Here is a 19,438-nt window from a genome sequence, read left to right as displayed (position 1 = left end):
CATATTGCGTGAATTCTTCACATTCCTGGAGGCACCATGTCCATGTCCGAACTCTCACGTCGCTCGGTGATCGCCGGTGGCCTCGCCGCCGCGGCAGCCGGTGCCGCGGCCGGTAGCGCCCGCGCCGCGACCAACGCATCCCCCGCGGCGACCGCCGGCGAGATGGGCTGGGTGACCTCGACGATCGCCCGGATGTCCTTGGAGGAGAAGGTCGGTCAGCTCTTCATCCAGAACGTCTACGGCAAGGACGCGACGACGCCCGACAGCCGCAACCTCCCGCTCTACGGCGTCGCGAGCCCGGCCGAGGTCGTGCAGAAGTACCACCTCGGCGGCGTCATCTACTTCGCGTGGACCGACAGCGTGCAGAACCCCGACCAGATCGTCGGCCTCTCCAACGGCCTGCAGAAGGCGGCCCTGACGCAGCCGAGCAAGGTGCGCGTCCCGCTCCAGATCGCGACCGACCAGGAGCAGGGCGTCGTCACGCGCATCGGACCGCCGGCCACCCAGTTCCCCGGCTCGATGGCCCTCGGCGCCGGCCGCAGCGCCCCCGACGCGCGCACGGCCGCCGCCATCACCGGCCGCGAGCTGCTCGCGATGGGCGTCAACACGAACTTCGCGCCCGACTGCGACGTCAACGTCAACCCGCTCAACCCCGTCATCGGCACGCGGTCCTTCTCGTCGCGGGCCGATCTCGCCGCCGAGCTGGCGGCCGCCCAGGTGGCCGGCTACCAGCGCGACGGCGGCGTCGCCTCGTCGGCCAAGCACTTCCCCGGCCACGGCGACACGGCGACCGACAGCCACGTGGCGTTCCCGATCATCACCCACACGCGCGAGCAGTGGGAGGCCATCGACGCCCCGCCCTTCAAGGCGGCGATCAACGAGCAGATCGACATGATCATGACGGCCCACCTGTCGTTCCCGGCGCTCGACGACTCGGGCAACCCGGCCACGCTGAGCAAGCCGATCATGACCGGCGTCCTGCGCGAGGAGCTCGGCTACGAGGGCGTCATCGTCACCGACTCCCTCGCCATGCAGGGCGTCCGCGACCTCTACGGCGACGCCGAGGTGGCCGTCCGCGCCCTGCTCGCCGGCGTCGACCAGCTGCTCATGACCCCCGCCATGGACGACGCGTACGCCGCCGTCATCGCGGCCGTCCGCAGCGGCCGCATCCCGGGCAACGAGCTCGACGCCAAGGTGCGCCGCGTGCTGGGTCTCAAGTACCGCCGCGGCATCGTGGCCCGGCCGTACGCCGACCCGGCTGCCGTCGCCTCGGTCGTCGGCACCCCTGCCCACCTCGCGTCGGCCGCCGCGGTCACCGACCGCACGACGACGCTCGTCAAGAACGACGCCAAGGCCCTGCCGATCGCCCCGAGCGGCAAGAAGGTCCTCGTCACCGGCTACGGCGTCTCGACGACCGCCACCCTCGCGGCCGCCCTGACGGCCAAGGGCGCGACGGTCCAGACCGTCCAGACCGGCACGTCGCCCACCGACACCGCGGTGGCATCCGCCGTCGCGGCGGCCGCCGACAAGGACGTCGTCGTCGTCACGACGATGAAGGCGTGGGACACGAGCGTCACCGACACTCGCGGCGGCCAGCAGAAGCTCGTCAAGACCCTGCTCGAGACCGGGAAGACCGTCGTCGTCGTCGCCGTGCGCGACCCCTACGACATCGCGTACTTCCCGAGCGCCCCGACCTACGTCGCGACGTACTCCTACAGCCCCGTCGCGATCGAGGCGGCTGCCCGCGTCATCGTCGGCGACGTGGCGCCGACGGCCTCGCTGCCCGTCGACATCCCCGTGGCGGGCGACCCGGCCACGGTGCTCTACCCGTTCGGGCACGGGCTGACCTACTGAGATGGGCGCCCTGCACCGGGTGGTCGCGGCGACGGCTCTCGTCGTCGCCGCGGCCACCGCAAGCACCTCAGGCGCTGCGGGCGCCGACGGGCCGGCGGTCGCGACCGGCTCGGCACCGCCGCCGGTCCGCGCCGTCGTCGCGACGTACAACATCCACGCGGGCGCGGGCAGCGACGACGTCTACGACCTCGATCGCACCGCCGCCGCGATCCGAGCCCTCGACGCCGACGTCGTGGGCCTCGAGGAGGCCGACGTCCACTGGGGCGAGCGCAGCCACTTCGACGACACCGTCGCCGAGCTCGGGCGCCGGCTCGGGATGCGCACCGCCTTCGCCCCGATCTACAGCCTCGACCCGCTGACACCCGGTGCACCGCGTCGGGAGTTCGGCGTCGCCCTGCTCTCGCGGCACCCGATCGTCGCCGTGGAGAACCACGACCTGACGCGGCTCTCGACCCAGGACCCGAACCCCGTCCCGGCACCGGCTCCCGGCTTCCTCGAGGCGACCGTCCAGATCGGCGGGGCGCGCACCCACGTCTACGTCACGCACCTCGACTACCGCGGTGACCCGACCGTCCGGCGTCTCCAGGTCGCCGACACGGTCGCGATCCTCGACGAGGACCCGCCCGGCGCCGACCAGGTGCTCCTCGGTGACCTCAACGCCGACGCGAGCGCCCCGGAGCTGGCCGGCCTGTGGACCCGGCTGCGCGACGCCTGGGCCGTGGCCCCGACCCGCGACGGCGAGCCGGGCCTCACCTACCCCGCACTCGACCCCACCAAGCGCATCGACCTCGTCGCCGTCTCCCCCGGCATCGAGGTCGTGCACGCCAGCACCGCCCACGACCCCGCCCTCGCCGGCGCGAGCGACCACCGTGCCGTCGCCGCGACCGTCCTGCTCGACCAAGGATCGGAGACATCCAGATGACCAACCTCAACCGCAGGCAGCTGCTCACCGCCGGCGCGCTCAGCGCCGTCGCCATCCCCGCCACCGCGGCGGGATCCGTTGCCGCCCAAGCCGGCCCGACGGCATACGCGAGCAGCTACCCCAACAACCCCGTCACGACCGGCGCTCAGAGCGCCGCCGCCTCGAGCTGGTCGGCACTCTCGGGCCAGAAGGTCGGGATCATCACCAACCCGACCGGCATCCTCACCAACCTGCGCACCATCGTCGACGAGATGCACGAGTCCGGCGCCGTTGACATCGTCGGCGTCTTCGGGCCCGAGCACGGCTTCCGCGGCACCGCGCAGGCCGGCGACTCCGAGGGCAACCACACCGACCCGCGCACCGGGCTCATGGTCTACGACGCCTACGGCGCCAACGCCGCGAAGATGACGACCCTCTTCCGCACGGCCGGCGTCGAGACCGTCGTCTTCGACATCCAGGACGTCGGATCGCGCTTCTACACCTACATCTGGACGATGTACACGGCCATGCGCGCGGCCGTCGCCGTCGGCGCCCGCTTCGTCGTGCTCGACCGCCCGAACCCCATCGGCGGCACGGCGAGGGGGCCGATGATGACGACGCCGTGGACCTCCGGTGTCGGCGCCAAGGAGATCGTCCAGGCCCACGGCATGACGGTCGGCGAGCTCGCGCGCTACTTCGACGGCGAGTTCCTCACGGCCGACGCCGGTGGACGGCTCGCCGAGCTGTCCGTCATCGAGGTCAAGGGCTGGCGCAGGGACGTGCCGTATGCCGTCACCGGGCTCCCGTGGGTCATGCCGAGTCCCAACATGCCGACTCCCGACACCGCGCTCGTCTACCCCGGCACGGGGATGTTCGAGGGGACCAACCTCTCCGAGGGCCGCGGCACGACGCGGCCGTTCGAGCTCATCGGCGCGCCCTACGTCGACTACAGGTGGGCCGAACGCCTTGCGGCTCTGGACCTTCCGGGCGTGGGCTTCCGCGAGGCCTACTTCTATCCGACGTTCAGCAAGCACACGGGTCTCGTCTGCGGCGGCGTCCAGCTGCACGTCACCGACCCGTCGACCTTCGACCCGATCCGGTCGAGCGTCGAGATGCTCGTCGCGGCCAAGGCGCTCTACAGCGACTTCGCCTGGCGCTACGACTCCTACGACCCGGCGCGGCCCTACTGGATCGACAAGCTGACCGGGTCGCAGCGGCTGCGCACCCAGATCTCGGCCGGCGCCTCGGCCGACGAGGTCGTCGGGGCGTGGCGCGACGAGCTCGCGGCCTTCGACGCCCGGCGCCAGCAGTACCTCCTCTACCGCGGCCCCTCGCACTGACCCCTTCCCCGACGCCTGACGACCTGTTGCACGATCTAGGAGTGACATGCGCCTGCGCACCCTCGTCCCCGCTGCCCTCGGCAGCCTCGCCCTCGCGGGCAGCCTCGTGACCGTCGGCCCCGTGGGCTCCGCGACGGCCGACGACTTCAGCAAGCCGGACCGCGGCTTCGCCCCGCCCAACACCGTCCTGTCCGACGCGACCCCCGCGTCGCTCGGGCTCGACCCGGCGCCGATCGCCGAGTCGGTGGCCCAGATCCACGCCCACGAGCAGGTCGACGCGACGGGTCACCCGCTCTTCGCGGGCGCGGTCGGGATCATGGGCCACGAGGGTCGCATCGTCGAGCGCGACGCGAGCGGCTGGGCCCTGCGCTACGCCGACGCGACGACCGAGCTGCCGCGCGACCAGTGGGAGCCGATGCGGACCGACACGATCTTCGACCTCGCCTCGGTCTCGAAGCTCTTCACCTCGATCGCCGTCGTGCAGCTCATCGAGGAGGGGCGGGTCTCCCTCGAGAGCCCCGTCGCGACCTATCTCCCCGAGTTCGCCGCCGCCGGCAAGGGGGCGGTGACGGTGCGCCAGCTGCTGACGCACACGTCCGGCTTCACGTCATGGCTGCCGCTGTGGAGCAAGTGGCCCGACAAGGCCTCGCGCATCAAGGCCGTCATGGACCAGCCGCTGACCAACGCGCCCGGCACGACCTACCTCTACAGCGACCTCAACCTCATCACCCTCGGCGTCATGGTCGAGAAGCTGCGGGGCGAGCCGCTCGACACCGTCGTGCACGACCGGATCACCGCGCCGCTCGGCATGAAGGACACCGGCTACAACCCGACCGACAAGGCCCGGACGGCCGCGACGGAGTACCAGACGGCCCCGCCGCGCGGCATGGTCCGCGGCGAGGTGCACGACGAGAACGCCTGGTCGCTGGGCGGGGTCGCCGGGCACGCCGGCGTCTTCTCCACCGTGGACGACCTCGCGATCCTGTCGCAGGCCCTGCTCAACGGCGGCACGTACCGCGGTGAGCGCATCCTCAGCCGCAAGAGCGTCGAGGCCCTCATCACGAACTTCAACGGCGCCTTCCCGGGCGACTCGCACGGCCTCGGCTTCGAGCTGGACCAGCGCTGGTACATGGACGCCCTCTCCGGGCCCCGCACGGCGGGCCACACCGGCTACACCGGCACGTCGATCGTCATCGACTTCACGTCGCGCTCCTTCGCGATCCTGCTCACGAACCGCGTGCACCCGTCGCGCAGCTGGGGATCGGTCAACCTCGCCCGCCGCGAGTGGGCGCACGGCCTCGCCGCGTCGATGGGCATCCGACCGCGCCACGGCGACACGGCCTGGTTCACCGGTTCCGACAACGCGACGACCACCACCCTGACGACACCCACCCTCCCGGTCGGTCCTGGCGGCGCCCGCCTCGGCTTCGACCTCTTCCTCGACACCGAGGAGACCGACCTGCTCCACCTCGAGCGCTCCACCGACGGCGGAGCGACGTGGACGGCCCTGCCGTTCGACGTCGTCGACCGCGGCCAGACCGAGGCCGCCGACGGCGTCATCTCCGGGGCGGGCACGCGTCGGTGGGTCCAGGTCCGGGCCGACCTGCCGGCGGGGTCGCAGCAGCTGCGCTGGCGGCACACGACCGACGGGGGCTACCTCGGTCGGGGCGTGGCCGTCGACGACGTCGTCGTCCAGGGACCCGGCGGCGTCCTGCTCGACGGCGAGAAGACACCCGGCGCCTTCACGGCGGATGGTTGGCGGCTCGCCGGCCGCGACGCCGTAGCGTAGGCACATGCCCAGGACCGAGGACGGGGCCTCGTCCCCCGCAGGTGCCGCGAGCGCATCGCTGCTCATCCGCCTGCGGGGGATCAAGCCCTCGCTGTCGCCGGCCGAGGACCGTGTCGCCGACATCGTCCTCGCCGACGCGCGCCGCGCTGCCGGACTGACCATCAGCGAGCTGGCCACGGCCGCACGCACGTCCGAGACGACGGTGCTGCGCTTCTGCCGCCGCCTGGGGCTCCCCGGCTACCCGCAGCTGCGCCTCGCGCTCGCCGAGGAGTCGGCCCAGCCGCGCACGATGAGCCGCAGCGGCACCGACATCAGCGCGAGCGACACGATCGACGACATCATCGCCAAGGTCGCCTTCACCGACGCGAGCGCCGTCGAGGAGACGGCCCAGCAGCTCGACCGCGACGCCCTCGCGTCGGCGGCGGCGGGCATCGCCCGGGCCGGTCGCGTCGACATCTACGGCATCGGCGCGAGCTCCATCGTCGGCACCGACCTCCAGCAGAAGCTGCACCGCATCGGCATCGTGGCCTTCGCGTGGAACGACCCCCACATCGCCCTGACGAGCGCGACGCTGCTCGGCCCCGGCGACATCGCGGTCGGCATCTCTCACTCCGGCACGACGACCGAGACCATCGAGGCGCTGGCGGCGGCACGCTCCACGGGGGCGCGCACCGTCGCGATCACGAACTTCCCGCTGTCCCGGCTCGCCTCCGGCGTCGACATCCTCCTGACGACGGCCGCCCGCGAGACGAGCCTGCGCTCGGGCGCCACGGCGAGCCGCATCGCGGCCCTCACGGTCGTCGACTGCCTCTACATCGCCGTCGCACAGCGCAACCTCCGCAAGGCCCGCAAGGCCGTCGCCGACACCCGTGAGGCCGTCGCCGGCCACCACGTCACGGACTGACGCGAGCCCCCGGCGGCCCGACCCCGACCGTCGTGACGCGAATGTTACTCATTTACGGCATTGACGCTGGCGGCGTAGGAAACTAACCTCGCACGGGTGAGCAGCGAGGTGACCGTGGACGCCCCCACCGAGGAGCGCCATCCGGGGACGACGTCCATCGACACGCACACCTCCCTCGACATCCTGCGGGCACTCAACGCCGAGGACGCGACGGTGGCCGGTGCCGTGGGCGAGGTCCTGCCCGAGCTGGCCCGCCTCGTCGACCGCGCCGTCGAGTCGCTCCGCGCGGGCGGGGCCGTCCACTACTTCGGCGCCGGCACGTCCGGACGCCTCGCCGTGCTCGACGCCGCCGAGCTGCGCCCCACCTTCAACGCCCCTGCCGGGCTCGTCGTCGCCCACCACGCGGGCGGCCCCGACGCCCTCCTCCGGGCCGTCGAGAACGTCGAGGACGACGTCGACCTCGGTCGTGACGAGGCCGAGGCCCTGCGCCCCGGCGACATCGCCATCGGCCTCACGGCCTCGGGGCGCACGCCGTTCGTGGCCGGCGCTCTCGCGCGGGCTCGCGAGCTCGGTGCCGTCACGGCGCTCGTCACCGCCAACCCGCACGCCGAGCTCGCCGAGCACGCCGACGTCCTGCTCGCCGTGCGCACCGGGCCCGAGGCCCTGACCGGCTCGACCCGGCTCAAGGCCGGCACCGCCCAGAAGCTCGTGCTCAACTCGTTCTCGACCGCCGTGATGATCCGGCTCGGTCGCACGTGGAGCAACCTCATGGTCGACGTCGTCGCGACGAACGCCAAGCTCCGCGGCCGCGTCGTGCGCATCCTCCAGGAGGCCACCGGCGCCGACGGCGAGCAGGCCCGGCGCGCCCTCGACGAGGCGGACGGCGAGCTCAAGCCCGCGCTGCTCTCGATGCTCGCGGGCGTCGACGCCGGCACGGCCCGCGACGCCATCGCCGCCCACGACGGGTCGGTGGCGCACGCGCTGACGTCCCTCGGCGGCCGGCCGGCCGCGCCCGCCCCAGAACGCTGAACCCACCACCCTCCCACCCACACGTGCCGACCCCCAGGCACCCAGCAGAACCCGACAGGAGCACCACCATGACGTTCGCCTCACGCCTCCCCGGCTCGTCGCGGCGCGCACGCCGCACGGTCCTCACGATCGCCGCGCTCTCCGGAGCGCTCGTCGTGACCGCCTGCTCGCCGTCCTCCTCGAGCTCCTCGAGCACGGGAGACGACGGCAAGGTCACCCTGACGGTGTGGTCGTGGCGCGTGGAGGACGAGGCCGCGTACAACAAGATCTTCGACGCCTACGAGAAGGCCCACCCGAACGTCACCGTCGACTTCAAGGCGTTCAAGGCGACCGAGTACAACAAGATCCTCGCGACCGGTCTCGCCGGCTCGAGCGGCCCCGACGTGCCCCAGGTGCGCTCCTACGGCCAGCTGCAGGGCACCGTCGCGAGCAAGTCCCTCCTGCCGCTCGACGGCAAGGTCGACCTCGCCGGCTGGGACGAGAACGTCGTCGCGAGCGCCAAGGGCAAGGAGGACGGCAAGACCTACTCCGTGCCGCTCGCCCGCCAGACCGTCCAGATGTTCTACAACCAGGGCCTCTTCGAGAAGAACGGCATCGCGGCACCCACGACGTGGGCCGAGTTCATCGCCGCCAACGACAAGCTCATGGCCGCCGGCGTCACGCCGATCGCCATCGGCGCCAAGGACGACTGGACGCTCCCGATCGTCCACGAGGTCCTCGCGGCCCCGCGCTTCGGCGGCAAGGCCTTCCAGGGCGAGGTGCTCTCGGGCAAGAAGTCCTTCACCGACCCTGACTGGGTGGGATCGGTGCAGGTCGTCGGCGACCTCGAGAAGTACATGCCCAAGAACGCCACCGGTGTGGCCCAGACCGACGCCCAGACGCTCTTCTCGGCCGAGAAGGCCGCGATGATCCCGGGCGGCAGCTTCGACCTGTCCGTCTTCCAGAAGGCCAACCCGGCCATGAAGATCGGCATCTTCCAGGTGCCGCCGGCCCCGGGGTCGCCGAGCGGTTCGGCCGCGACGACGGCAGGATGGGCCGATGGCAACTTCGCCGTGTCGGCCAGGTCGAAGCACCCGACCGAGGCCACGGAGCTCGTGAAGTGGATGACCACGAAGGAGTTCGGCCAGATGGTCACCGACGACATCAAGCAGATCTCGGCCGTGCCGGGCGTCGAGCCGACCGACCCGCTGCTCAAGCAGATGAGCGAGAACTACACGAACTCCGGCTCGCCCTACCTGCTGCTCACCGACTTCCGCTACGGCGCGCCCACGGGCACCGACCTGCTCGGCAAGGGCCTGCAGGAGATGCTGCTCGGCTCCAAGGACGCCGCCGCGGTGAGCCAGGACCTCGAGACCGGCGTCAAGACCTGGTTCAAGCCGAGCGCGTGACGGTTGCTGCATGAGGCGCCGCACCGGCCTGGTCTTCGTCGCTCCGGCGCTCGCGCTCTTCGCGGTGTTCGTGCTCTACCCGATGGTGACGGCGTTCTCGTACGCCTTCTTCCAGTGGCAGGGCACGACCCGCGGAGCGTTCGCGGGGCTCGAGAACTTCGTGACGCTCTTCACCAAGGCACCGTTCACGACCGATCTCCCGCGGGCGCTGCTGCACAACGTGCTCTTCTTCCTCGGCACGATGCTCATCCAGAACACGTTCGGGCTCACGATCGCCTACCTGCTCTACACGCGCCCGCGCAGCCGCCGGATGCTGCAGACGCTCTACGCGATGCCCTACCTCGTGAGCCCGATCGTCATCGGCTACCTCTGGACGCTGCTGCTGTCACCGACCTTCGGCCCCGTCAACACGCTGCTGACCAAGATCGGCCTCGAGTCGTGGGCCCTGCCGTGGCTCGGTGACCCGAAGACGGCGATCTGGGTCGTCATCCTCGTCAGCGTGTGGCAGTGGATCGGCTTCCCGGTGCTGCTCTACGGGGCGGCCCTGGGCGGCATCCCGGAGGAGCTGAGCGAGGCGGCCCGCGTCGACGGCGCGAGCAACCGACAGGCCTTCTTCAAGATCACCCTGCCGCTGCTCGTGCCCGCCATCGGCACGGTGTCGGTCCTGACGTTCATCTTCGCGATGGAGGCCTTCGCGCTCCCGTACGCCTTCGGTGGGTCGACCGGAAACCCAGCGGGCGCAACGGACTTCGTGTCGCTGCTCTTCTACCGCACGGCGTTCGACTCGGGTGCGACCGACGCCATCGGCAGCTCGTCGGCACTGGCGACGCTGCTCTTCCTCATCATCTTCGGCGGCGCCTACGCCGCCACGGCCGTGCTGCGCCGTCACGAGCGGAGGATCACCGCATGACCACGGCCGTCGTCACCACCGAGGCGCCGCAGGAGCAGGCTGCGGCTCGCCCCGACCGAGGCAGCCGTCGGCGCCCACCGCGGGTCAACCGTCCCGTGGGCGGCGCGGGCGCGAGCGTGCTCCTGTGGGGGTATGCCGCGCTGGCGCTCGTGCCGCTGCTGCTCATGGTGAGCAACAGCTTCCGCACCAACGCCGACCTCATCACCGACCCGCTCGGCCTGCCCTCGCCCCCGACGACGACGAGCTACGTCGAGGCGTGGACGACCGGCAACTTCGCGACGTACTTCGGCAACTCGCTCCTCGTCACGGTCGGCGCGGTCGCGATCTCGACGGCCGTCGCGACGATGGCGGCCTACGCCCTCGCGCGTGGTCGCTCGCGGATCTTCCGCTGGCTCGAGGCGCTCTTCCTCTCGGGCCTCATGCTCCCGATCCACCTCGCGATCCTGCCGATCTTCTACCTCTTCGACGGCCTCGGGCTCATCGACTCCCGGCTCGGGCTCATGCTCATGTACGCCGCGTCGGGCGTCCCGTTCTCGATCTTCGTCCTCACGACGTTCTTCCGGCAGCTGCCGGAGGAGCTCGAGGAGGCGGCGGCGCTCGACGGCGCGAGCAGCTGGCAGACGTTCTGGCGGATCATGGTCCCGCTCGTGCGCCCGGCCCTGGCGACCGTGGCCGTCTTCCGGTTCGTGCCGATCTGGAACGACTTCCTCTTCCCGCTCGTGCTGCTGCGCAGCGAGGACAAGTACACCCTCCCCGTCGGGCTCACGAACTTCTTCGGTGAGAACGCGACGAACTACTCGGCCGTCTTCGCCGGCCTCGTCATCACGACGGTCCCGCTCATCGTGCTCTTCCTCGTCGCCACGAAGCAGATCGTCGCGGGCTTGACCGCCGGCATGGCGAAGTGATCGGCTCGCTCGCGTGAGCGAGCCGACCACGACGCCGACGGTCGTGGCCGTCGACGTCGGCGGGTCGGGGCTTCGCCTGCAGTCGTATGCCGCGTCGCCCGGTCCCGTGCTCACCGCACCGGGGGTGCGCGTCGGGTCGGGCGGCATCGACATCGCCGCGCTCGTGTCCGACGCCCGCTCCCTCCTGGCGACCACCGGCGCCACCGGGCTGCCGAGGCCCGCGGTCGTCGTCTGGTCGATGCGCGGCCTGCTCTTCCTCGCCGACCGGTCCGAGGTGCTGCGCACCGTCGCCGAGGGCCTCGGCGCCGATCGCACCGTCGTCGTCAGCGACGCCGTCGCCAACCTCGTCGGCGCGACCGGCCGCATCGGCCCGGGCGCCGTCGTCGCGGCGGGCACGGGGGCGGTCGCGTTCGGCACCGACTTCGACCGGCAGTGGCGCCGCGTCGACGGCTGGGGCCACGTGCTCGGCGACGCCGGGTCGGCGGCGACCCTCGGCATGGCGGGACTGCGCGCGGCCCTGCGCGCCCACGACGGGCTCCCCGACGGGTCGCCTGCCCTGCTGGCGGCGGCCACCGACCTGCTCGGCTCCCCGGAGGGCTGGCCGCGACTCGTCATGACGAACCCCGACGCCCCCGAGCGCCTCGCCACCGTCGCCCCGCTCGTCACGGCCCTGGCCGCCGTCGACCCCGTGGCGCACGCCCTCTCCGCCCGCTCCGGCACCGACCTCGCCGACTCGCTCCTGCGCGCAGCGGAGGGTCTGACCGACCCGGTCCTCACGGCCACCGGCGGCCTGCTCGCGTCGCGTGCCGTCACCGACGCCCTCGACGCCCGCCTCTCCGACGCGGGGAGGCGCCGCTCGCCCGCCCGGGGCGGCGCGCTCGACGGCGCCCTGCACCTGGCCCGGCACCTGCTCGACACCGGAGCGCTCCCCGAGCACCCGGCATACCTGCTCGTGGCGTGACGGAACGCTCCGGGGTGCCTCGGCGGGAACGGGCGAGGCCAAAGGGCTCGTGGGGTGGGGTGAGCCGGTAGCCTCCGACCGGGTGGGCCGATTCACCCCCTTTGTGCCGCGCGTCCACAGGGATCCACACGCGGTGCGGCCCGCCGTGACGCTCGAGAGGTTCTGACATGCCCGGTCCATCACGTCGACTCACGGCACTCCTCGGCTCTGCCGCGCTGGTCCTCGGCGGAGCATCGAGCGCGACGGCCGCCGCCCTCACGCCCACGACACCGACGCCCACGGCGGCAACGCCGGCCACCCCCGCGCAGGCCTCGCCCGCCCCGCCCGCCACGCCCGCCGTCGCCACCGGCACGCGGTCCGTCGACTACCGCGGCGTCCGCCTCTCCGTGCCGTCCGACTGGGCCGTGGTCGACCTCGACGCCCAGCCCACCCGCTGCGTCCGTCTCGACGTCAGGGCCGTCTACCTGGGCCGCCCGGGCAGCCAGCAGGACTGCCCCGCGCACCTCGTCGGGCGCGCCGAGACGATCTGGCTGCACCCGGGCTCCGACCGCTCGAGCACGGCGACGACCTCGAGGACGACGGTGCTCGGCACGCTCCGGGCGCACACCGGGACCGACCGTGTCGCCGGCACCACGTCGGCGCGGTTCACGGCGCAGGACGTCCAGGTCGACGCCACCTGGGGAGCCCACGAGTCGACGGTCGACGACATCCTCGCGACGGCGACCACGAGCCCCACGAAGCCGGCGGGCCCGACGAGCCCGACGGCGAGCGCCCGGACGGCTCCGGGCGCGACCGCGGACACCTCGTCGTCCGCTCCGGCTCCCCGCTCCTCCAGCGGCACGTCCTCGACCGCCGTGGCGTCCGCGCCGCAGACCTTCACCGGGATGGGGTTCGACGCCTGCGCCGCCCCGAGCGTCGCGACGATGCAGGCCTGGCTGGCCTCGCCCTACCGCGCCGTCGGCATCTACGTCGGCGGCTCGATGCGGGCCTGCGGCGACGGCAACCTCTCCACGAGCTGGGTGAGCCAGATCAGCGCGATGGGCTGGGGACTCATCCCGATCTACGTCGGGCCGCAGGCACCCTGCGTCAACCAGACCGGCCTCGCCACGATCGACCCGGCGCAGGCCGCCGCGCAGGGCAGGGCCGCGGCTGCCGACGCGGCCGGACGGGCGGCGTTCTTCGGCCTCGGTGCCGGCACGCCGGTCTACTACGACATGGAGGCCTACGACCCGAACGTCGCAGGCTGCACGGCCACGGTCCTGTCGTTCCTGACGGCGTGGACGCAGGAGCTGCACGCCCGCGGCTACACGTCCGGCGCCTACGGCAGCAGCAGCTCACTCATGGTCGATCTGTCCAGGGCGGTCGGCACGACGGGGTTCACCGCGCCGGACAACGTGTGGTTCGCCAACTGGAACGGCCTGCAGACGCTGTCCGACTCGACGAGCTACCCCGAGTTCCGTGACAGCTACTGGGCCGGCGGCCAGCGCCTGCACCAGTACGCCACCGGCAGCGAGACCTGGGGCGGGGTCAGGATCGACATCGACGCCAACTGGGTCGGCGGCCGCGTCACGGGCGCCCCGGTGCCGATCAGCTACGGCAGCGGCACCATCGGCCCCGGCAGCCCGTCGTTCCTCTTCACGGGCAACATGTACTACTGGAAGCCCAATCAGGGCCAGGGAGTGCAGGGACGTGCCTACTCCACCTACGCCAACGGCAGCACGGAGGAGAACGGCGCGACGTGGTCCCCGGCCCTCGCCGCCGGCCTCTACGCCGTGAGCGCCTACGTCCCGGCCACCCGCGCCGACGCGAAGGTGTCGTATGCCGTCAGCGACGCGCGCGGGTCCGCGACCACCGTGGTCGACCAGTCCACGGCGTCGGCCACCTGGGCCCCGCTCGGCACCTACCTCGCCCGCTCCGGCACGTCGGTGCGGGTCCATGCCGCCGACAGCGGTCCGAGCCCCACGACGGCCCAGGTCGGCGTCGACGCGATGCGGTTCGCCCTCGTGGCCACGGCGCCGTCGGCCCCGACGTCGGTGTCGGCGGTCCCCGACAACGGCCGGGCGACCGTGCGCTGGAAGGCAGCCACGCCCAACGGCAGCCCGGTGACGGGCTACACCGTGACCTCCTCTCCCGCGGGTGCGAGCGCGACGGTGTCCGGATCGGCGACGTCGGCCACCCTCACGGGGCTGCGCAACGAGACGGCCTACACCTTCACGGTGACGGCGACGAACGTCGTGGGGGCCGGTCCGGCGTCGACGCCCTCGACCGCGGTCCGGCCGTCGTCCTTCTCGCACCTCGTCCCCGTGACTCCGACCCGGCTGCTCGACACCCGTGTCGGCACGACGAGCAACCCGGTCCGCACCGCGATCGCCGCCGGCGCCTCGCTCACCATCAAGGTCGCCGGCGTCACCGGGTCACCCGTCCCCGCCGGAGCCACCGCCGCCGCGATCAACCTCACCGCCACCGCACCCCAGAAGCCCGGCTTCCTCAGCGCCGACTCCACCGCCACCACCGGCAGCTCCACCGCCAACTTCGCCGCCGGCCAGACCGTCGCCAACCTCCTCGTCGGCCGCCTCACCGGTGCCGGCACCCTGACGATCGTCAACCACTCCCAGGGCACGGTCCACGTCGTCGCCGACGTCACCGGCTACCTCACCACGAGCGGCACGAGCCAGCGGTGGACGAGCACCACGCCGACCCGGCTGCTCGACACCCGCGCCGGCACGACGAGCAACCCGGTCCGCACCGCGATCGCCGCCGGCGCCTCGCTCACCATCAAGGTCGCCGGCGTCACCGGGTCACCCGTCCCCGCCGGAGCCACCGCCGCCGCGGTCAACCTCACCGCCACCGCACCCCAGAAGCCCGGCTTCCTCAGCGCCGACTCCACCGCCACGACCGGCAGCTCCACCGCCAACTTCGCCGCCGGCCAGACCGTCGCCAACCTCCTCGTCGGCCGCCTCACCAGTGCCGGCACCCTGACGATCGTCAACCACTCCCAGGGCACCGTCCACGTCGTCGCCGACGTCACCGGCTACGTCACGACCGCCAGCACGTCGAACCAGTGGGCCACGACCGCCCCCGCCCGGCTGCTCGACACCCGTGTCGGCACGACGAGCAACCCGGTCCGCACGGCGATCGCCGCCGGCGCCTCGCTCACCATCAAGGTCGCCGGCGTCACCGGGTCACCCGTCCCCGCCGGAGCCACCGCCGCCGCGGTCAACCTCACCGCCACCGCACCCCAGAAGCCCGGCTTCCTCAGCGCCGACTCCACCGCCACGACCGGCAGCTCCACCGCCAACTTCGCCGCCGGCCAGACGGTCGCCAACCTCCTCGTCGGCCGCCTCACCAGTGCCGGCACCCTGACGATCGTCAACCACTCCCAGGGCACCGTCCACGTCGTCGCCGACGTCACCGGCTACCTGCGCTGACGAGGCCCGAACGGCCCGAGCGGGCCGAGCGGGTACGTCACCGGTCGGTCCCAGCAGCCAGGTCTACGCTCGGGCTGCCCCCCTCACGACCCGACTGGAGCCTGCATGTCCGAGCACGACGCCCACCGCCCCGGACTCGGGTCGATGCCCCACGACGGCGGGACGGCCTTCCGCGTCTGGGCCCCGAACGCCGACGCCGTCGCGGTCACCGGCAGCTTCACCGACTGGTCGGGCGACGGACACGCGATGGTCTCCGAGGACAACGGGCACTGGTACGCCGACGTCGAGGGCGTTCGGCCCGGCGACGAGTACCAGTTCGTCATCACCAACGGCGACCAGCGCCTCATGCGCATCGACCCCCGCGCCCGCGTCGTCACGAACTCGTCGGGCAACGCCGTCGTCTACGACCGCGACGCCTTCGACTGGGCGGGCGACACGTTCGGCTGCCCGCCGCACGACGAGCTCGTCATCTACGAGACCCACATCGGCTCGTTCGTCGCCACCGAGGGCGACGCCGGTGACCTCGGCGGGCTCGCCGGCAAGCTCGGCTACCTCGCCGAGCTCGGCATCAACGCCATCGAGCTCATGCCGGTCGCCGAGTTCGCGGGCGACTACTCGTGGGGCTACAACCCGTCCAACCCCTTCGCCGTCGAGAGCAACTACGGCGGCGCCGACGCGCTCAAGGCCTTCGTCAAGGAGTCCCACCGGCACGGCATCGCGGTCATCCTCGACGTCGTCATCAACCACTACGGCCCGAGCGACCTGGCCCTGTGGCAGTTCGACGGCTGGAGCGAGGACGGCAAGGGCGGCATCTACTTCTACAACGACGAGCGCTCCTCGACCCCGTGGGGTGACACCCGACCCGACTACGGCCGCGAGGAGGTACGCGCCTACCTCCACGACAACGCCCTCATGTGGCTCGAGGAGTTCCACCTCGACGGGCTCCGGTTCGACGCGACCCTCTACGTGCGCACCATCGACGGTCTCGGCACCGGCGACCTGCCCGAGGGCTGGGACCTCATGCGCTCGATCACGACGACGATCCGCGAGCGGCACCCCGACAAGATCCTCATCGCCGAGGACCTCCAGTCCGACCCGGCGATCACCTCGCCCGACGAGGGTGGCGCGGGCTTCCACGCCCAGTGGGACACGAGCTTCGTCCACCCGGTCCGGCGGCTGCTGACGGCCGTCGACGATGCCGACCGTTCGATGACCGAGCTCGCCGACGCGCTGCGCGGCGACGACGAGCCGTTCCGGCGCATCGTCTACACCGAGAGCCACGACGAGGTGGCCAACGGCAAGCTCCGGGTCCCCCACGAGGTCGACGGCGGCGACCCGAGCGGCTGGGCGGCGCAGAAGCGCGCGACCCTCGGCTTCGCCATCGCCCTGACGACGCCGGGCATCCCGATGCTCTTCCAGGGCCAGGAGTTCCTCGAGGACGAGTGGTTCCGTGACGACGTGCCGCTCGACTGGGAGCGGGCCGAGCAGTTCCGCGACATCGTGCGTCTCGGCCGCGACCTCGTCCACCTGCGGCGCGACGTCGACGGCGTCTCGCGCGGCCTGCGCGGCGAGGGCTTCGAGGTGCTCCACCTCGACGACGAGGCCAAGGCCCTGGCGTGGGCACGTCGCGCAGGCGACGACGTCGCCGTGGTCGTCGTCAACGCGAGCGCCGAGGCGCGCGACATCACGACGGGTATGCCGTCCGCCGGGCCGTGGGTGGTCCGCTTCAACTCCGACGCGGCCACCTACAGCGCCCTCTTCGCGGGTCACGACACCCACGACGTCGACGCGGTGGACGAGCCGCTCGACGACCAGCCTGCGAGCGGCACCGTGTCGGTGGGCGCCTACACCCTCGTCGTCCTCACGCCCGCCTGAGTCCCGGGCCGCTCGTCACTGCTTCGTAAGGGTCTCGTCATGGTGCGGGCACGGCGGGGCCGGTGTACTGGATCCATGAACCGACGCGTCTGGATCGCCGCCTCCGTCGTCACCGCCTCGCTCGCGCTCGTCGTCGGGCTCGCCCTCTTCCAGCCGTGGCGGCTGCTCACCCGCAGCGTCGTCGACGAGCCGCTCCCCGTGGCCGTCGCGACCGCGACGGCCACGGCCGGGGGCACGAGCCCGACCACACCGCATACGCCCTCGGCGTCCGCGGCGCGCGTCGTCGGCCAGGGGCGGTTCGTCGACGGGGAGCACGCCACGTCCGGCACCGCCCGCGTGCTCGAGCTGGCCGACGGCACGAGCGTGCTGCGGCTCGAGGGCTTCTCGACGAGCGACGGGCCGGACGTCGTCGTGTGGCTGACCGACCAGCCGGCCGGAGGCGACGACTGGCACCGCTACGACGACGGCCGGTTCGTCCCGCTCGGGGACCTCAAGGCCACGGACGGCAACCAGAACTACGCCGTCCCGCCGGGCACGGACCTGTCCGGCCTGACCTCGGTCGTCATCTGGTGCGACCGTTTCGACGTCGCGTTCGGATCTGCACCAATCCGGACCGCATGACGTCTCCGAAGCACGGTTGACGGCTGCCGCCGCACTGAGGGGTCCGGCGGCAGCCGTCTTCGGCGGACGCGTGCAGACGCGCCGCCGCGGCGCGGGGGGACGCGCACGGAGGCCCACCTGACGAGGTTCGTCAGGTGGGCCTTGTCCGTGTGTGCTGCCGCGTGTGCTGCCGGCTCGCGCTCAGCGGAGCGGGTTGAAGGGCGCGAGCTGCTCGGGCGCGCGGCCGGTGACCATCTGCTCGGCGAGCAGGCGGCCCGTGACGGGGCCGAGCGTGATGCCCCACATGCCGTGACCGCCGGCCACGAAGACCTTGGGGTTGCGCGAGGCGCCGATGAGCGGCAGACCGTCGATGGTGCACGGCCGGGAGCCCACCCACTCGTCCTGGCGGTGGTCGAGGTCGGCACCCTGGAGCAGCGGGCGGGCCGACTCGACGATGGCCTTGATGCGGCGCGGGTCGAGCGCGGCCTCGGGCTGGCGGAACTCCATCATGCCGGCGACGCGGAGGCGGTCCCCGACGGGCGTGCAGGCGACGCGCGCGGCCGGGAAGTAGACCGGGCCGTTGGGCAGGTCGTCGACGGCGACGCTGAAGGAGTAGCCGCGGCCGGCCTGGACGACGCGCTTGACGCCGAACTCCCGCGCGAGCTTGCCGAGCCAGGCGCCGGTGGCGACGACGACGGCGTCGTAGTGCTCGGCCTGCCCGAAGTCGTTCGTGACGAGCACGCCGGTCGGGGTGTCGGTGATGCGCTGGACGGCGCTGCCGGTCACGATCTTGCCGCCGCGGGCGGTGACCGAGTCGGCGAGGGCGGCGACGTACGCGCCGGGGTTGATGAACCGCTGACCGTGGAGCACGATCGCGGCGCCGATCTCGTCGGACAGCGCCGGCTCGATGGCGCGGGCCTCGTCGCCGCTGAGGACGTCGAAGGTGATGTCGCCGCCCGAGGCGTGGATGTGCTCGATCTCCTCGAGCAGCGTCTGACGCTCCTCGGCCGTGCGGTAGGCGGCCGTGAACGACTTCGCCTCGTAGGTGTCGGCGTCCACCCCGCCCGCCTTGAGCAGGTCGAAGCTCTGCAGCGACAGGTCGTTGACGGGCACGAGGGCGCCCATGGCCTTCTTCCAGGCCGTCATCGTGCTGTGGCGGGTGAAACCGGTGACGAAGCGGAGGAAGTCCGGTCGCGCGCTCGGCGGCACGTAGACCGGCGAGCTCGGGCTGAGCACGGCCCGCAGGCCGTACTTGAGCACGGCGGGCTCGGGCAGCGGCGTCGCGATGCCGGGCGTCAGCCAGCCCGCGTTGCCCCAGGACGCGCCGGCGGCGACGCCGTCGCGGTCGATGACGGTGACCTCGACGCCACGCTCCTGGAGGAACCAGGCGGTGGCGAGACCGACCATGCCGGCGCCGACGACGGCGACGCGCTCGGGGACGGGGGTACCGGCGGGGGTCACAGCGGCCATGCGATCGACTCCTGGGTCTGGTGCTCGGGTGGTGCCTTGCGTCCATGGTGGGGCCACACGATGCGCATCCTGTGGTGCTGTCGT

Annotated in this window: 14 protein-coding genes; 13 read left to right on the top strand and 1 reads right to left on the bottom strand. The window is 72.4% G+C overall.

Going from position 1 to position 19,438, the window contains the following annotated elements; genetic code table 11:
• Positions 1-42 precede the first annotated feature (42 nt).
• From ACSQ2D_RS03660 to ACSQ2D_RS03600, 13 genes are all read left to right on the top strand, one after another.
• Positions 43-1,854, top strand: coding sequence for a glycoside hydrolase family 3 protein (locus ACSQ2D_RS03660; protein ID WP_435984669.1), 1,812 nt, complete (start codon positions 43-45; stop codon positions 1,852-1,854).
• Between the two features lies 1 nt (position 1,855).
• Entirely contained in the window at positions 1,856-2,776 is a 921-nt protein-coding gene (locus tag ACSQ2D_RS03655) for an endonuclease/exonuclease/phosphatase family protein (protein WP_435984668.1), read from the top strand.
• Positions 2,773-4,095, top strand: a complete 1,323-nt coding sequence (locus ACSQ2D_RS03650) for an exo-beta-N-acetylmuramidase NamZ family protein (RefSeq protein ID WP_435984667.1) — start codon at positions 2,773-2,775, stop codon at positions 4,093-4,095. The genes ACSQ2D_RS03655 and ACSQ2D_RS03650 overlap by 4 nt, the downstream gene beginning before the upstream one ends.
• A gap of 46 nt (positions 4,096-4,141) precedes the next feature.
• Entirely contained in the window at positions 4,142-5,884 is a 1,743-nt protein-coding gene (locus ACSQ2D_RS03645; protein ID WP_435984666.1) for a serine hydrolase, read from the top strand.
• 4 nt (positions 5,885-5,888) lie between these two features.
• On the top strand, positions 5,889-6,788 hold the full coding sequence (locus ACSQ2D_RS03640; protein ID WP_435984665.1) for a MurR/RpiR family transcriptional regulator: 900 nt from the start codon (positions 5,889-5,891) through the stop codon (positions 6,786-6,788).
• Positions 6,789-6,884: 96 nt separating this feature from the next.
• Entirely contained in the window at positions 6,885-7,817 is a 933-nt protein-coding gene (locus ACSQ2D_RS03635; protein WP_435984664.1) for an N-acetylmuramic acid 6-phosphate etherase, read from the top strand.
• Between the two features lie 68 nt (positions 7,818-7,885).
• Positions 7,886-9,205 carry an ABC transporter substrate-binding protein gene (locus ACSQ2D_RS03630; protein ID WP_435984663.1) on the top strand — a complete coding sequence of 440 codons (1,320 nt, stop codon included), beginning with the start codon at positions 7,886-7,888 and terminating at the stop codon, positions 9,203-9,205.
• A 10-nt stretch (positions 9,206-9,215) separates the two neighbouring features.
• On the top strand, positions 9,216-10,115 hold the full coding sequence (locus ACSQ2D_RS03625; RefSeq protein ID WP_435984662.1) for a carbohydrate ABC transporter permease: 900 nt from the start codon (positions 9,216-9,218) through the stop codon (positions 10,113-10,115).
• Positions 10,112-11,020 (top strand): carbohydrate ABC transporter permease, encoded by a 909-nt coding sequence (locus ACSQ2D_RS03620; protein WP_435984661.1) that lies wholly within the window; start codon positions 10,112-10,114, stop codon positions 11,018-11,020. Before ACSQ2D_RS03625 ends, ACSQ2D_RS03620 begins: the two co-directional genes overlap by 4 nt.
• Before the next feature lie 13 nt (positions 11,021-11,033).
• Complete coding sequence (locus ACSQ2D_RS03615; RefSeq protein WP_435984660.1) at positions 11,034-11,981, top strand: N-acetylglucosamine kinase; 948 nt, start codon at positions 11,034-11,036, stop codon at positions 11,979-11,981.
• A gap of 167 nt (positions 11,982-12,148) precedes the next feature.
• The gene (locus tag ACSQ2D_RS03610) at positions 12,149-15,409 is read left to right on the top strand and encodes a glycoside hydrolase domain-containing protein (RefSeq protein WP_435984659.1); all 3,261 of its coding nucleotides are present in this window, start codon (positions 12,149-12,151) and stop codon (positions 15,407-15,409) included.
• 105 nt (positions 15,410-15,514) lie between these two features.
• The gene (locus ACSQ2D_RS03605) at positions 15,515-17,284 is read left to right on the top strand and encodes an alpha-amylase family glycosyl hydrolase (RefSeq protein ID WP_435984658.1); all 1,770 of its coding nucleotides are present in this window, start codon (positions 15,515-15,517) and stop codon (positions 17,282-17,284) included.
• Between the two features lie 75 nt (positions 17,285-17,359).
• Positions 17,360-17,905 (top strand): DM13 domain-containing protein, encoded by a 546-nt coding sequence (locus tag ACSQ2D_RS03600; protein WP_435984657.1) that lies wholly within the window; start codon positions 17,360-17,362, stop codon positions 17,903-17,905.
• 180 nt (positions 17,906-18,085) lie between these two features.
• Here ACSQ2D_RS03600 and ACSQ2D_RS03595 read toward each other — a convergent pair whose 3' ends face one another.
• On the bottom strand, positions 18,086-19,354 hold the full coding sequence (locus ACSQ2D_RS03595) for an NAD(P)/FAD-dependent oxidoreductase (protein WP_435984656.1): 1,269 nt from the start codon (positions 19,352-19,354) through the stop codon (positions 18,086-18,088).
• Positions 19,355-19,438: the final 84 nt, after the last annotated feature.

Source organism: Terrabacter sp. LjRoot27, from assembly GCF_964254175.1.
Classification (GTDB): Bacteria; Actinomycetota; Actinomycetes; order Actinomycetales; family Dermatophilaceae; genus Terrabacter.
The sequence above is the reverse complement of the archived record's forward strand: the minus strand, read 5'-3'. Positions and strand labels throughout refer to the sequence as shown.